Origin of the sequence: Asanoa ishikariensis, assembly GCF_900107455.1 — a bacterium.
Classification (GTDB): Bacteria; Actinomycetota; Actinomycetes; order Mycobacteriales; family Micromonosporaceae; genus Asanoa; species Asanoa ishikariensis.
The window spans coordinates 2,041,858-2,056,490 of record NZ_FNQB01000002.1 but is presented as its reverse complement, the minus strand read 5'-3'; the positions used below and the strand labels follow the sequence as shown (position 1 = coordinate 2,056,490).

16 protein-coding genes are annotated in these 14,633 nt (G+C 71.5%); 4 read left to right on the top strand and 12 right to left on the bottom strand.

Translation table 11 applies throughout. From position 1 onward, the window contains the following. Positions 1-533: nucleotide sugar dehydrogenase (locus BLV39_RS24070; RefSeq protein ID WP_483294849.1), on the bottom strand; the 533-nt coding region annotated here is incomplete at its 3' end. A gap of 156 nt (positions 534-689) precedes the next feature. Here BLV39_RS24070 and BLV39_RS24065 point away from each other — a divergent pair. After that, the gene (locus BLV39_RS24065; protein ID WP_090797228.1) at positions 690-1,379 is read left to right on the top strand and encodes a class I SAM-dependent methyltransferase; all 690 of its coding nucleotides are present in this window, start codon (positions 690-692) and stop codon (positions 1,377-1,379) included. A gap of 15 nt (positions 1,380-1,394) precedes the next feature. On the opposite strand, the gene pheT is transcribed toward BLV39_RS24065, so the two are convergent. The 6 genes from pheT to infC all read right to left on the bottom strand — a co-directional run bounded on the left by pheT (position 1,395) and on the right by infC (position 7,214). Beyond that, positions 1,395-3,890, bottom strand: coding sequence for a phenylalanine--tRNA ligase subunit beta (pheT, locus tag BLV39_RS24060; RefSeq protein WP_090797223.1), 2,496 nt, complete (start codon positions 3,888-3,890; stop codon positions 1,395-1,397). After that, entirely contained in the window at positions 3,891-4,958 is a 1,068-nt protein-coding gene (gene pheS / locus BLV39_RS24055) for a phenylalanine--tRNA ligase subunit alpha (RefSeq protein WP_090797219.1), read from the bottom strand. Between the two features lie 31 nt (positions 4,959-4,989). After that, entirely contained in the window at positions 4,990-5,814 is an 825-nt protein-coding gene (locus BLV39_RS24050; protein ID WP_090797214.1) for a TrmH family RNA methyltransferase, read from the bottom strand. A 62-nt stretch (positions 5,815-5,876) separates the two neighbouring features. Beyond that, entirely contained in the window at positions 5,877-6,263 is a 387-nt protein-coding gene (gene rplT / locus BLV39_RS24045) for a 50S ribosomal protein L20 (protein ID WP_089255969.1), read from the bottom strand. A gap of 30 nt (positions 6,264-6,293) precedes the next feature. Beyond that, on the bottom strand, positions 6,294-6,488 hold the full coding sequence (rpmI, locus tag BLV39_RS24040; protein ID WP_089255971.1) for a 50S ribosomal protein L35: 195 nt from the start codon (positions 6,486-6,488) through the stop codon (positions 6,294-6,296). Between the two features lie 21 nt (positions 6,489-6,509). Then, the gene (gene infC / locus BLV39_RS24035; protein WP_239084120.1) at positions 6,510-7,214 is read right to left on the bottom strand and encodes a translation initiation factor IF-3; all 705 of its coding nucleotides are present in this window, start codon (positions 7,212-7,214) and stop codon (positions 6,510-6,512) included. Positions 7,215-7,553: 339 nt separating this feature from the next. Between infC and BLV39_RS24030 the strand changes: the two genes are divergently transcribed. Both BLV39_RS24030 and BLV39_RS24025 read left to right on the top strand, forming a co-directional pair. Beyond that, positions 7,554-8,696: an NAD(P)/FAD-dependent oxidoreductase gene (locus BLV39_RS24030; RefSeq protein WP_204083047.1), complete on the top strand. Its 1,143-nt coding sequence runs from the start codon at positions 7,554-7,556 to the stop codon at positions 8,694-8,696. Positions 8,697-8,726: 30 nt separating this feature from the next. Further along, positions 8,727-9,455, top strand: coding sequence for a permease-like cell division protein FtsX (locus BLV39_RS24025; RefSeq protein ID WP_090797205.1), 729 nt, complete (start codon positions 8,727-8,729; stop codon positions 9,453-9,455). 3 nt (positions 9,456-9,458) lie between these two features. Here BLV39_RS24025 and BLV39_RS24020 read toward each other — a convergent pair whose 3' ends face one another. Together BLV39_RS24020 and BLV39_RS24015 are read right to left on the bottom strand one after the other, a co-directional pair. Further along, positions 9,459-11,324 (bottom strand): sensor domain-containing diguanylate cyclase, encoded by a 1,866-nt coding sequence (locus BLV39_RS24020; protein ID WP_143049854.1) that lies wholly within the window; start codon positions 11,322-11,324, stop codon positions 9,459-9,461. A 46-nt stretch (positions 11,325-11,370) separates the two neighbouring features. Continuing rightward, complete coding sequence (locus BLV39_RS24015; RefSeq protein ID WP_090797196.1) at positions 11,371-12,270, bottom strand: alpha/beta fold hydrolase; 900 nt, start codon at positions 12,268-12,270, stop codon at positions 11,371-11,373. Positions 12,271-12,346: 76 nt separating this feature from the next. On the opposite strand from BLV39_RS24015, the gene BLV39_RS24010 reads away from it, so the two are divergent. Next, entirely contained in the window at positions 12,347-12,955 is a 609-nt protein-coding gene (locus BLV39_RS24010; protein WP_090797192.1) for a PadR family transcriptional regulator, read from the top strand. Here the strand turns inward: BLV39_RS24010 and BLV39_RS24005 are convergent. Genes BLV39_RS24005 through BLV39_RS23995 form a run of 3 tightly spaced genes read right to left on the bottom strand, consistent with a single transcriptional unit; the run spans position 12,952 to position 14,617 of the window. Then, positions 12,952-13,422 (bottom strand): PH domain-containing protein, encoded by a 471-nt coding sequence (locus BLV39_RS24005; RefSeq protein WP_090797187.1) that lies wholly within the window; start codon positions 13,420-13,422, stop codon positions 12,952-12,954. The two genes, BLV39_RS24010 and BLV39_RS24005, sit on opposite strands and share 4 nt — an antisense overlap. A gap of 11 nt (positions 13,423-13,433) precedes the next feature. Continuing rightward, the gene (gene hisG / locus BLV39_RS24000; protein WP_090797184.1) at positions 13,434-14,303 is read right to left on the bottom strand and encodes an ATP phosphoribosyltransferase; all 870 of its coding nucleotides are present in this window, start codon (positions 14,301-14,303) and stop codon (positions 13,434-13,436) included. A 50-nt stretch (positions 14,304-14,353) separates the two neighbouring features. Further along, entirely contained in the window at positions 14,354-14,617 is a 264-nt protein-coding gene (locus BLV39_RS23995; RefSeq protein WP_090797181.1) for a phosphoribosyl-ATP diphosphatase, read from the bottom strand. Positions 14,618-14,633 lie beyond the last annotated feature (16 nt).

The window sequence follows — 14,633 nt, the reverse complement described above, 5'->3', positions numbered from 1 at the left end:
ACGATCTGCGGAAGCTCGAAGAGCTCGGTCATCGCCTTGCCCTCGGCGATCCGCTCGGGGCAGAACGCCACGTCGACCGCGACACCCTTGCCGGCGAGCAGTTTCTCCGTCAGTGCGGTGACGCCCGGATAGACCGTGCTGCGCAGCACCACGAGCTGGCCGTCACGAAGGTATTCGGCACACCGGTCCAGCGCCCGCGGCACCGCACCCAGGTCAGGGTTGAGGTGCTCGTCGACCGGGGTGCCCACGACCACGACCAGGTTCTCCGCCGAGCCGACACTGGCCGGGTCGGTGGTGGCCCGCAGCCGGCCGGCCGCAACAACATCCGCCAGCACCTCGGCGGCGTCCTCCTCCGCGAACGGAAGAGTTCCGGAGTTGACCACATCCACGGCCGCGGCGTTGATGTCGTAGAGCACGACCGAAAGACCACGGGACGCCAGCGCGATGCCCAGCGGAAGGCCGACCCGTCCGCACCCACCGACAATGCACACATCTAGGTCGAACGTGTTCGCCGGCGCATCGGCTGAGGCCACTTCGTCTCCCGCTGATTTCAGTGGACGCCGACACGCTCAGCGCCGTTGGGTCGACAACCATCGCAGGCTAGCTGACCGCGAGGGGCGGGCCAACCCCGCTTGGATCCTTCGACCCCACCTTCACGCGTACGCGTCGAAACATCTAGGGTCTGTCGAGTGGCGCCTTCTAATGAGCGTGACTTCTCCGGCGATGAGCTGGCCCAGCTCTACGACAACCGCTTCGACGCCGCTGAGCTAGAGGGCAAGCGGATCCTGTGGGAAGCGCTCTGCCGCGGCTTCTTCGACCGCTATGTCGGTCCAGAAGAGACGGTGCTCGACCTGGCCGCCGGAACCTGCGAGTTCACCAACGCGATCCGGGCGAAACGCAAGATCGCCGTCGATCTCAACCCCGACACGAAGAAGTTCACCGACGCCGAGGTGGTCATCGCGCCGAGTGACGACATGGCCGCGATCGGCGACAACAGCGTCGACGTGGTGTTCACGTCCAACTTCTTCGAGCACATGCCCGACAAGCGCGCGCTGCTGAGCACCCTCGAGGAGTGCCGCCGGGTGCTCCGCCCGGGCGGCCGGCTGCTGGTGCTGATGCCGAACCTGCGGTTCGTCGGCCAGCGTTACTGGGACTACTTCGACCACCACCTGCCGCTGACACACCACAGCCTGGTCGAGGGCCTCGAGCTCGCCCGGTTCGCGCCGCGCGAGGTGATCCCGCGGTTCCTGCCCTACACGGTGAAGGACTCGCCGGTGAAGGTGCGTCCCTCGTTCGTGCGCACCTACCTCCGGCTGCGCCCGGCGTGGCGGTTCCTCGGCAAGCAGATGTTCGTGGTCGCGGAGAAGCCCGCCGCCTGAGCGGCGGGCCCCACCTCAGGCCCCTCGGAGCGTCGCGCCGAACCGGTTCGCCGCCTCGGCCACCGCCGCGTCACGCGCCGCGACCGCCTCCTCGACGGTCAGCGTGCGGTCGGGCGCGCGGAAGGTCAGCTTGTAGGCCAACGACTTGCGGCCCGAGCCGAGCTGCTCCGACGCGTACACGTCGAAGAGCCGCACCGACTCCAGCAGATCGCCCGCGCCAGCCACGATCGCCTGCCGCACGTCGGCCGCCGGCACGCCCTCGCCGACCACCAGCGCCACGTCGATCAGGGCCGGCGGGAAGCCGGAGACCCGCGGCGCCGGCGTCACGGGTGCCGCCGGCAGCGCGTCCAGGTCGAGCTCCACGGCAGCGGTGCGCTTGGGCAGGTCCAACGCGCGGACCACGCTCGGGTGCAGCTCGCCGGCCCAGCCGACCACCACGTCGTCGACCGCGATCGCCGCGCAGCGCCCCGGGTGCCACGGCGCGACCGCCGCGGACCGGACGCTGACGCGCTCCTCGGGGATGCCCGCGGTGTCCAGCACGGTCCGCGCGGCCTGCACCGCGTCGGCCCAGGTCGCCGGTCGCCCGCCGGCCCACCAGCCGGTCGGCTCGACCTCGCCGGCCATGACCACGGCGACGTGCCACGGCTGCTCGGGGACCACCGCGTCGGCGGCGGCGAACACGGAGTCGGCCGGCCGCTCGTCGACGCTCATGACGGGCGGCGCGCCGGCGCCCGCGTGCGCCTGGAACACCACACCGACCTCGTAGAGCGACAGGTCGCGGGCGCCCCGGCCGACGTTGCGGCGCAACGTCGCCAGCAGCGGCGGAAGCAGGGTCGTGCGCAGGTAGGGCTCTTCGTCGGAGAGCGGGTTGGCCAACCTGACCAGCGCCCGCCGCGGGTCGTCGTCCGGGATGCCGAGCGCGTCGAGCGCCGGGGTGCCGACGAACGGGTAGGACAGCACCTCCACGTTGCCGGTCTCGGCCAGGGCGCGGGCCACCGAGCGGCGCCGGCGCTGCGTGTCGGTCAGGCCACGGCCGGCCGGAGCCAGCGGCAGCCGGCCCGGCACCTTGTCGTAGCCGTCGAGTCGGACCACCTCTTCGACCAGGTCGGCCGGGTCGGTGAGGTCGGGGCGCCAGGTCGGCGGCACGGCGGAGAGCCGGTCGCCGTCGACGGTCACCGTGCAGCCGACCGCTTCGAGCAGGCCGACCACCCGGGCCGGCTCGTAGACCACGCCGACCCGCCGGGTGGGCAGGTCGACCGCCATGTCGACGGGCGTACGCGGGCGCACCGCGTCGAAGTCGAGGATCTCGTCGCCGGTGGTGCCGCCGCCGTGCGTGGTGAGCAGCGCGACCGCGCGTTCGAGCGCGACCAGCGGCAGCGCCGGGTCGACGCCGCGCTCCCAGCGCTTCGCGGCCTCGCTGAACAGCTTGTGCCGGCGGGCGGTGCGGCCGACCATCACCGGATCCCAGTGCGCCGCCTCGAAGAGCACGTCGGTGGTGCCGACGTGCACCTCGCTGGTCTCGCCGCCCATCACCGCGGCCAGCGAGATCGGCCCGCTGTCGTCGCAGATCACCATGTCCTCGGCGTCGAGGGTGCGCTTGGCACCGTCGAGCGTCGTCAGCTTCTCCCCCGGCGTCGCCCGGCGCACCACGAGCGGGCCGCGCAGCCGGTCGAGGTCGAACGCGTGCATCGGCTGGCCGAGCTCGAGCATCAGGTAGTTGGTGATGTCGACCGGCAGCGAGATGGTGCGGATGCCGGCCTGGGTGAGCCGGCGGACCATGAACGCGGGCGTCGCGGCGGCCGGGTCGACGCCCCGGACCGCGCGAGCGGCGAACCGGTCGCAACCGATCGGGTCACGCACGTCGACGGGGTAGGCCGGCTCGGCGGTCGCGCGCGGCGACGGGACCAGAGCCGGGTCGCGGAACGGCAGGCCCAGGGCGAGCGCGAGCTCGCGGGCGATGCCGCGGACCGACATCGCGTACCCCCGGTCCGGGGTGATCTCGACCTCGACCAGCACGTCGTCGAGCCCGACGATGGCCCGGGCGTCGTCGCCGGGTGCGCCGGTGGTGTCCGGCGGGAGCACGATGATGCCGTCGTGGTCGTCACCGAGCCCCAGCTCGCGGGCGCTGGTGATCATGCCGGCCGACATGTGGCCGTACGTCTTGCGGGCGCCGATCTCGAACCCGCCGGGCAGCACGCCACCGGGCAGGATCACCACGACCAGGTCGCCGGGCGCGAAGTTGGACGCACCGCAGACGATCTCCTGCGGCTGCCCGGTGCCGTTGGCGGCGCCGACGTCGACCGTGCAGAACCGGATCGGCTTCTTGAAACCGGTCAGCTCCTCGACGGTCAGCACGCGGCCGACGACCAGGCCGCCGGTCACGCTCGCCCGGAGGTCCGCGACGGAGTCGACCTCGATGCCGAGGCCGACCAGCGCCTGCTCGAGGTCCGCGGCGGAGATGTCGGCCGGCAGGTCGACGTGCTCGCGCAACCAGGACAGTCCGACCCGCATCTAGAGCTCCATCCCGAATGCGCGCGTGAAGCGCACGTCACCCTCGACCATGTCGCGCATGTCGCTGATCCCGTGGCGGAACATCAGCGACCGTTCGATGCCCATCCCGAACGCGAATCCGCTGAACTCGTCCGGGTCGATGCCGCAGGCGCGCAGCACCCGCGGGTTGACCATGCCGCAGCCGCCCCACTCGACCCACTGTGGACCGTCGCGGTGCTCCGGGAACCAGATGTCGAACTCGGCCGACGGCTCGGTGAACGGGAAGTAGTGCGGCCGGAACCGGGTGCGCGCGTCCGGCCCGAACATCGCCCGCGCGAAGTGGTCGAGCGTGCCGCGCAGGTGCGCCATCGTGATGCCACGGTCGACGACCAGACCCTCCACCTGGTGGAAGACCGGGGTGTGGGTCGCGTCGAGCTCGTCGGTGCGGTAGACCCGGCCGGGCGCGATCACGTAGATCGGCGGCGTGCGGGTCAGCATCGCCCGCGCCTGCACGGGACTCGTGTGGGTACGCAGCACGAGGCCGCTGCCCTCGGGTGCGATGTGGAACGTGTCCATCAAACCCCGCGCCGGGTGGTCCGGCGGGATGTTGAGCGCGTCGAAGTTGGTCCACTCGAGCTCGGCTTCGGGACCTTCGGCGATCTCGTAGCCCATGCCGACGAACAGGTCGCCGATGCGCTCCATCAGCGTGCTCAGTGGATGCCGGGCGCCCCGCGGGCGGCGGTCCCAGGGCAGTGTGACGTCGACCCGCTCCTCGGCCAGCACCCGCTGCTCCTGCTCGGCGGCGAGGGCCGCCGATCGGGCGTCGAACAGGTCCTGGATCTGGCGCCGGGCCTCGTTGACCCGCTTGCCGGCCTCGGACTTCGCGGCCGGCGGCAGCGCACCGATCTCGCGCCGGGCCAACGAGATCGGCGCCTTGTCGCCGAGGTGCAGGTGGCGAAGCTGGGTCAGGGCGTCCGGGTCGGCCGCGCCGGCGAACGCCTTGTCAGCCTCGGCGACCGCGGCGTCGAGCGCGGCGGGGTCGAGGTAGGCGACCTGCTTGGGGTCGTACGGGTCGTTGCGGTAGGACATGACACTCCCTCGGCGGGACAACCTCGCAAGTCTACGGGCGGCCGGTGGCGGGGCGGCGCAGGGCTCGGGCGCTCGCGTAGAGGCAGACAGCGGCCGCCGCGGCCAGGTTGAGGCTCTCCGCGCCGCCGTACAACGGGACCCGGACGCGGTGGTCGGCGCGGGCCAGCAGGCTCTCCGGCAGACCGTGCGCCTCGGACCCGAACAGCCAGGCGGTGGGCCGGGCGAGGCCACCGTTGTCGGCGAGGTCGTCGAGGTCGGTGTCGCCGTAGCCGGTCGCCGCGAGGACGGTCAGGCCGCTGTCTTTCAACGCGTCCACCGCCTGACCGGCGTCGGGCTCGCGGACCAGGTCCGTGTGGAACACGCTGCCCGCTGAGGCCCGGACACATTTGCCGTTGTACGGGTCGACGGCGTCACCGGCGAACACCACGGCGCGCGCGCCGGCCGCGTCGGCGGTGCGCAGGATGGTGCCGGCGTTGCCCGGGTCGCGGATCTCGGCCAGCACGGCGACCAGCCGCGGCGCTTTGGCGAGTGCGTCGGCCAGGCGTACGCCCGGCTGGTGGCAGACCGCAACGAGCCCTTGGGGCGCGACGGTCTCGGCCAGCGCGGCGACGGCGCTGTCGGTGACGAGGGTGGCGTTCGCGGTCAGGTCGGGGTGGCGCTGGATCGCCTCGTCCGTCGCGAAGAGTTCCTTGACGGCGTCGGCGGCGATCGCCTCACGGACGGCCTGCGGTCCCTCGGCCAGGAACAGGCCGGACTCGTCGCGCTCCCGGCGGCGCTGCAGGCGGCGGGCAGCAATGACCCGGGGCGTCCGTTCGGTGAACGGAGCAACCCCGGGTCGCTGGTGGTGCGTCGGCAACCTTGCCTACCTACCCGTCCTCAGCCGTCTTGCCGCTTCGCGCCAAGGCGCCTTGCGGTCATTCAGGCGGCCTTCTGCGCCCCGGTGCCTTCGGCCGCGACGGCGGCCTTGGCGACCTCGACGATGGCCGCGAAGGCAGCCTCGTCGTGCACGGCCAGGTCGGCCAGGATCTTGCGGTCGACCTCGATCCCCGAGAGCTTGAGGCCCTGGATCAGCCGGTTGTAGGTCATGCCGTTCGCGCGGGCGGCCGCGTTGATGCGGGTGATCCACAGCTGGCGGAAGTCACCCTTGCGGTCGCGACGGTCGCGGTAGGCGTACTGCATCGAGTGCAGCACCTGCTCCTTGGCCTTGCGGTAAAGGCGGGAGCGCTGACCGCGATAACCACTCGCGGTCTCGAGCAATGTGCGGCGCTTCTTCTGGGCGTTGACCGCCCGCTTGACGCGTGCCATCGAATGTTCTCCTTCGGTCGGTGGCGCGCGTCAGCGCCCGAGCAGCTTCTTGATGCGCTTGGTGTCGGCCTTCGAAATCTCTTCGGTGCCGGACAGCCGACGGGTACGGGTCGAGGACTTGCCCTCGAGCTTGTGCCGCTTACCGGCGGGCTCGTGCACGATCTTGCCGCCCCCGGTGACGCGGACGCGCTTGCCCGTGCCGGTGTGGCTCTTCATCTTCGGCATCTTGTTACGTCTTCTCCCCTGTCACTCGCCGGGATTTCCGGCGGGCCCGGCAGTAGCAGCCGGTGTCACCTCGGCGTCTTCCGGACGCGGCTCGCGCGTCGGCGCCTTGGTGTTCGCGGCCACGGCAGCGGCCTTGGTGGCCCGGTGCGGAGCCAACACCATGATCATGTTGCGGCCGTCCTGCTTAGGAGCGGCTTCGACATATCCCAGTTCCGAGATCTCCGACTCGAGCCGGCGCAGCAGGCGGTAGCCCAGCTCCGGACGGCTCTGCTCGCGACCACGGAACATGATCGTCACTTTGACCTTGTCTCCGGCCTTGAGGAACCGCACCACGTGACCCTTCTTGGTCTCGTAGTCGTGCGGGTCGATCTTCGGACGGAGCTTCATTTCCTTGATGACCGTCTGTTGCTGGTTACGCCGTGCTTCGCGAGCCTTCAGTGCGCTCTCGTACTTGAACTTGCCGAAGTCCATGAGCTTGCACACCGGCGGGCGCGCCATGGGCGCAACCTCGACCAGGTCCAGGTCTACATCCGCCGCCAGCTGAAGTGCGCGTTCCAGCGGGACGATGCCCACCTGCTCGCCTTCAGGACCGACCAGTCGGACCTCTCGTGCCCGGATCTGCTCGTTGACGCGTGGTTCGACGCTGATGAGGCCTCCTCGTTGCCATGTCTGTCGCTGCGGTCGCAGCTTTTGCCAACCGAGGAGAAGCAGAAGGCCCTGGCGCATGCCAGGGCCCGCTCGACCGGTCGGCACGCAAGCGTGCACACTCCGGATGGGAGCCACGTGGGCTCACCTCCGGTGACCGGACCCGGCTCTCTGAGATCGAGGCGCGGGTGGGAGCAGGCGCTCCGCTTCACCGTCATCCGAATGCCAAGACACACGGACGACATGGTCGACGACGACAAGGCTACCAGGTCGGACGCGAACCCGCGAAAAGGGGCACCGACCCCATCGAGATCGGACTTCCGCGCACAAACCGCGCGACCGTGGGGGCTTGGTGAAGGTTCGTGGCGGATGGCGTGCAGAACCTGCCCCAGCCCGGCCACCGACTCTACGGTCCCGGTTGTGGAGACCGTTGACGTGCTGGTCGTGGGTGCGGGGTTGGCCGGGCTGCACACCGCCCGCCGGCTCGCGCTGCGTGGGGTGCGGGTGCTCGTGGTCGACCGGCGCACGTCGTTGTCGGCGGGCATCCGTACGACGGGCATCTTCGTGCGCCGCACGCTCGACGACTTCGACCTGCCCGACCACCTGCTCGGCCCCGGCGTCCGCGAGGTGCTGATCTATCCGCCGTCACGGCGGGCGCCGGTGCGGCTCGTCAGTGACCGCGACGAGTACCGGGTGGCCGACATGGCCGGCGTCTACGCGCACGCACGGCGCATGGCCGAAGCGGCCGGCGCGCGGGTGCGCCTCGGCACCCGCTACGTCGGCACCGGGTCGGGCGTCGCGCGGTTCGCCGGCACGGACCCGGCGGCGGCGAGGTTCGTGATCGGTGCTGATGGGGCCCGCTCCCGGGTGGCCCGCGACCTTGGGCTGGACGTCAACCGGCGCTTCATCGTCGGCGCCGAGCTCGTCCACCCGATCGCCGCGGGCGGCAGCGCGCCGGTGTTCCACTGCGTGCTGGACCCGCGGGTGGCGCCGGGCTACCTGGGCTGGGTGATCGACGACGGTCGGCACGCCCACGTCGGCGTCGCGGGTGATCCGGCCGCGATGCGTTCGGGCCTCCGCCACCTGCTCGACGACTTCGCCGCCGACGCGCCGGGGCGCGGGGCGCCGACCGGGCCGATCGCGCGGCGCGGTGGCCCGATTCCGGTGGGCGGTGTGCTGCGCCGGCTGGCGTGCCCGGCCGGGCTGCTCGTCGGCGACGCGGCGGGCGCGGTGTCACCGCTGACCGCCGGCGGCCTGGACCCGTGCCTGCGGATGTCCGACCTCGCCGCCGCCGTCACCGCCGAGTTCCTGCGGACCGGAGACGAGGGCGTGCTGCGCCGGTACGACGGTGCGGCCCTGCGCGCCCGGTTCCGCGGCCGGCTGTTGCTCCGCCGCGCGTTCGCCGGCATCCGCTCGCCGCTGGTCGCCGAGGCGGCGGTCGCGATGCTGCGCAGTCCCGCCGGTCTCGCCGCGGCCGCCCGCGTCCTGTTCGGCGACGGCTCCTTCCCGGACGTCGCCGGCCCCGCACCGGACGGCCGCACCCTCCCGCTGGAGGCGGCGTAGCCATTGACGGCCACTTTTACCCTGAGCGACGTGCGCCGATATCTCGCGACCCTGGTCGCCCTGACCTTGTCCGCGACGGCCCTGTCGAGCTGTTCCGGTGACGAGGCCGACCCGTTGCCGGTTCGGGTGGTCGCGATGATCGAGGACGACGCGGCCGCGGATCCCTCGCCGGTCGAGGAACACATCCGCGCTCTCCCCGGCGTGGGTGAGGTCAGCTTCCGCTCCAAGGCGGACTCCTTCGCGGACCTGAAGAAGAGCTTGGCGGACACCCCGGAGGCGCTGGCGGGAGGGACCGCCGACAACACTCCCGCGACCGTGTCGGCGAAGGTCAAAGAGCCGGCGCTCGCGGAGGCTCTTGAGCTGGCGATCGGCACGTTCGACGGCGTTCTGGACACGACCCTCGGCCCGGACGACCGCGACGTCGACACGCTGGCGACGATCGGTGTGGTGGTGCGGTTGGCGGAGACGTCGACGGCCGAGCAGCGCGCCGCGATCGAGCGGGCGATCCGCGCCCTGCCGCGGGTGGAGGACCTCTCGTTCGAGACCGCCGAGCAGACCCGCGACCGGCTGCGCGACCGCTGCCGCGACCGGGGTGAGCTGACCACCGCGTTCGACCGCGTGGCGGTGCGGGACATCGCCGCCTCGTTCCGCTTCATCGTCAAGTCCGGTGACGAGAGCATGGCCCCGCTGAGCGCGGTGATGAAGCTGGAGGGGTTCGGCACCATGCGGTTCGTGCCCTCCGAGGTCGTGACCGCCTAGGGCCTAGTCTCGGGCGCCCGGCTCGTAGACCTCGGTGCCCGAGTGGCGGCGTTTGGCCGCGTACATGGCCGCGTCGGCGTCACGGAGGAGGGCCTCCACGGGCTTGTCCGCGCTGACGGCCACGCCGACGCTGGCCGCCGGGTGCACGGTCTGCGCGCCGATCGAGACCGGGCGCGCCAGTGTGTCGACGATTCGCCGGGCGGTCGCCGCGGCGACGGCCTCGGTCGTGTGGGCCAGGATGACGCTGAACTCGTCGCCGCCCAGGCGGGCCACCGTGTCGTCCGGGCGCACGCTGTGCCGGATCCGTTGCGCGACGATCCGCAGCAACTCGTCTCCGGCCAGGTGGCCCAGGCGGTCGTTGACGTCCTTGAACTGGTCCAGGTCGAGCAGCAGGACCGCCCGGGTGCCCGCGTCGCGCAGTGCCTCCGCGCGCTCGTTGAACAGCGCGCGGTTGGCCAGCCCGGTCAGTTGGTCGTGGCTCGCGTCGTGCCGGAGCCGGTTCCGCAGGGTGACGGTGTCGGAGACGTCGCGGACGTTGAGCACGACGCCCTCGACCGCCTTGTCGTCGAGCCGGCCCGTCGCGATCACGTTCAGCCAGACCGCGGTGCCGTCGGAGCGGCGGGCCTCGATCTCGTCCGCCTCCGTGGCGGATGACCCGGCGAGCAACGGCGCGAGCAGGGTGTGCAGCCGCGCGGAGTGGACGGGGTGCAGCATCTCGGAGACCGTCCGGCCCACTGCGGCGTCCGGGTCACGGCCCAGCATCGGGTGCAGGGCCGGTGTCGCGTAGGTGATCACGCCCTGGCGGTCGAGCACGAGCGTGCAGTCCGAGGCGTGTTCGACCAGCGACCGGAACCAGCGTTCCTTGCGCCCCACCGTGTCCACCGTCCGGTCCAGGCGGCCGACCAGGCGGGCGTTCTCCAGCAGCAGCAGGTCCTGGCGCGCGATGATCAGCCCGGCGATGACCACCGTGCCCATCGCGGTTCCCCAGCTGCGAGCGGTCAGGCCCTCGTCCGACAGTTGCGCGATCAGCAGGATCTGGGTGGTGCCCAGCGCGATCATCGGCGCGAGCACCCGTGCCCGCCGGCCGCGCAGCACGGTCAGCGTTTCCGGGCCCAACCGCTCCACGGCGGGCGCGATGGCCAGGAACAGGGGCGGCACCAGCCGCAACACCAGCACCAGCAGCCCGTCGTCGGCGTTCATGACTTGCGGGTTCAGGGCACGCTCGAGGCCGTGCAGGGCGGCGCCGAAGCCGATCACGACCCCGGCGGCGACCGCGAAGGGTGCCATCCCGGTGATCAGCAGATGCGTGACCGCGAACGCCGAGACCAGCAGGATGATCGCGCCGATGGCTGTCCAGACCAGCTGCTCAGGCCCCTCGGCGCTCTTCTCCCCCGTCAGGGCGATCGTCCAGATGAAGACCGCGGCCGCCACCATCACCGTCGCGGCGTCGATCCACAGGTCGCGCCGCGCTGCCCCGCCGTTGTAGGGAAGGCCCGTGAGCATCGACGCCAACAGCCAGGCCGAGCCAACGGTGAGCAGGGCTGACGGCACCGTCCAGGCGGTGCTGTCGAATCCGGGCTCGACTATCTCGTCGACCGTGCGCAGCACGGCGGCCGCGAAGAAGAGGACCCCGCTGACCGTGGCCGCCCGCCAGAACCGGCGCGACCGGTCCGGCCGCGTCCCATGCATGGCCAGCCGCCACGACAGTGCGACGAACACGGCGTAGAACGCCGCCTGGGTCACCCACGACGCGATCACCGGAGCGGGGCCGACCAGGATCGCGATGGTCGCGCCGCCGAACATGACCAGGAGTGCGCTCAGCCACGGCTCCGCCAGCACTGCGCCGGCGGGGCCGCCTCGTGGCTTCACCGGGACCGCCGCCAAGGTCCCATCACACCACGGCCGTGGCGCGGCATCAGGGGCGTACGCGGACCGATGCGAAGAATGTCCGGATCTCGCCGGCGATTCGCTCGACATTTTCGGGCTTGCCGTCCTGGTTGGTGTTGCTCGGGTCGCTGGAGGCCCCGTGGTCGAAGCCGGGGAACTCGACGCGCCGGCTGTGCGGCAGGCGTGCGGCCAGCGCGTCGCGGGCCGGCTCCAGGAACGCCAGCCCCTTGGACCCGCCCATCAACAGCACCTCGGCCCGCAGGTCGCGGAACGCGTCGACCGAATCCGCGAGCTCGGCCAGGATCACGCCCTCGTAGTGGATCGTCGGGGCGAGCTTGCGCATGGTGATGGCGTCCGGAGCCGCCGCGCGGTCTTCCTTGTTCATCAGCATGGTGGTGAGGGCGGCCAGCAGCCGGCGCGGAAACACCTTGAAGATGGGCGGCGCGAGGTCCAGCCCGAACATGCTCGTGATCATCGCGGCGGCCACGTCCCCGCGGGCCAGCTCCTCGTCGAAGCGGCTCAGCCACGAGGTGTGCCGGGTGCCGTCCGTCAGCAGCGCCGGCTCGTAGACGGCGACCTTCTGGATCGCCGGGATCTGGCGCGCCGCCTCCAGGGTGACGAGCCCGCCGGCGCTGACGCCGAACACCAGGTGCGCGCCGGCCGCCTCGACGACGGCCGCCAGGTCTTCGACCTCGGTGCGGATGCCGTGGTCCGGCCGGTGGGGGCCGGAGAGGCCACGACCGCGGCGGTCCGGGAGGTAGACGGTGAAGTCGTCGGCGAGCGCCCGGGCCAGCAGCGTGTGGCTGCGGGCCGACTCCATGCTGCCGTGCAGCAGGACGACGGCCGGGCCGCGACCCGTCTTCCAGTAGCCGATGGTGGTGCCGTCGGCGGAGGTAACCGATCCGGTGGTCATCTCGATCTCTGTCATGGACGAATAGTTGCACGGAACCTAGTTGCAACGCAACTAGTCTTTCCGCAACTGGTCTCACTGCTACGCTGAGTTGGTGACTTCGACCTTCCGCCGATCCCCGCTGGCGCTCGCGATCCTGAGCCTGCTGGAAACCGGTCCGATGCATCCGTACGCGATCCAGCGGTTGATCAAGCAATGGGGCAAGGACCAGGTGGTCAACGTCGGCCAGCGCGCCAGCCTCTACCGGATGATCGACCGGCTCGACGAGGCCGGCCTGATCACCACGACCGGCACCGACCGCGACGAGCGCTATCCCGAGCGCACGACGTACGAGGTCACCGACGCGGGGCGGGCGGCCACCCGGCAGTGGTTGGCCGAGATCGTCTCGACCCCGCGCAACGAGTTCCCGGAGCTCCCGGCGGCCCTGTCGTTCCTGCTGATGCTCACGCCGGAGACCACGACGGAGCTACTCGAACAGCGGCGCGCTCACCTCGCGCGCCGGCTCGCCGACCAGGACGCGAAGCTGGAGACGCCGCTACCGCGGATCATCGCGATCGAGGACGACTACACGCGGGCGATGACGCGGGCCGAGCTGACCTGGGTGGAGGGCACGCTGGCCGACCTGCGGGACGGCTCGTTCACTTGGAGCCACGCCGAGCTCGCCCCACTCGCCGACGCGTCGATGAAGGCGGCGGAGGCCTAAGCGGGCTCGGCGGGAGCGGCGGCCGCGGCCTGATGCGCGGCCAGCAGCTCACGCAGGGAGCGCACGCCGGTCAGCGCGTACTCCTTGTCGACGAACTGCAGGGCGACGATCGTGATCAGCTCGTCGTCGTGCAGTTCCGCGCCCGCGAACGAGACGCCGCCGTCGAACCGGATCGCCCGCACGACCTCCCAGGGAAGGTCGTACGAGCCGATCACGTTGCGGATCCGGATCCCGTTGGCGTCGGCGTCGACCCGCGGGCGGAGGAAGAGCAGGATGCCGGCGGCGAACGCGATGCCGAGACCGATCATCGCGGTCTGGTCGCCGCGCTGGAACACGGCCTTGCCCTCGCCGGTCGAGCCGGTCAGACCGAAGCTGACGGCCGTGAAGACGACCACGACCGCGACAGCCGCGACGATCGCGACCTTGCGCGCCCGCTGCGGGCGGAAGCTGACCGCTGCGCTATCCATGGGAGCCCAATCTACAGGCGGCAGTTGTGGATGCCGGTCACCAGGATGGCGCGGGCGCCCAGGTCGTACAGCTCATCCATGATCTTGTGGACGTCGGACCGCAGGACCATCGCCTGTACGGCCACCCAACCCTCGCGGTGCAACGGCGACACGGTCGGCGACTCGATGCCCGGCGTCAGCATGGTCGCCTGCTCCAACAGGTCGGCCCGGACGTCGTAGGCGAGCATCACGTAGCGGCGCGCCACCAGCACGCCTTGCAGGCGCCGGACGAGCTGGGCCACCGCCGAGGCCGCGACCGCGCCGCCGCGCCGGCCGTCGGTGGCCGGGTCCCGGCCGATCAGCAGCGCCGACGAGGTCAGGATCGGGTCGCCGATCACGGCGAGCCCGGCCTGGCGAAGCGTCGCGCCGGTCTCCACGACGTCGGCGACCACGTCGGCCACGCCGAGCCGGATGGCGTTCTCGACCGCGCCGTCGAGCCGGATCACGTCGGCCGCGATGCCGTTCTCGGCGAGGTAGCGGTTGACCACGCCCGGGAACGAGGTGGCCACCCGGCGGCCGCCGATCTGGTCGACGGTGGTGATGGTGGACGGGTGTGCGGCGAACCGGAAGCTGGCGCCGGCGAAGCCGAGGTCGAGCAGTTCGTCGGCCGGGCTGCCGGCGTCGACCAGCAGGTCGCGACCGGTGATGCCGAGGTCGAGGTCGCCCGAGCCGACGTAGGTCGCGATGTCACGCGGGCGCAGGTAGAAGAACTCGACGTCGTTGACCTCGTCGCGGCAGACCAGGTCGCGCTGTTCGGTGCGCTGGCGGTAGCCCGCCTCGCGCAGCATCTCGGCGGCGGGACTCGCGAGGGTGCCCTTGTTGGGCACGGCGATACGCAGCATTTCGGGAAGACTCCTGTCGGAAGAAAGGTGTGCCGGTCCGTGAGCGGGGCTCACAGATGTCGGTACACGTCCTCCAACTTCAGGCCGCTGGCCAGCATCAGCACCTGGGTCTGGTAGAGCAGCTGCGAGATCTCCTCGGCGGTCCGCTCCGGACCCTCGTGCTCGGCGGCCATCCACGACTCGGCCGCCTCCTCGACGACCTTCTTGCCGATCGCGTGCACCCCGCGCTCGAGCGCGGCGACGGTGTCCGAGCCCGGCGTGCGGGCCTCGGCCTTCGCCGACAGCTCGACGAAGAGCTCCTCGAACGTCTTCACGCAGTCATCCAACCAG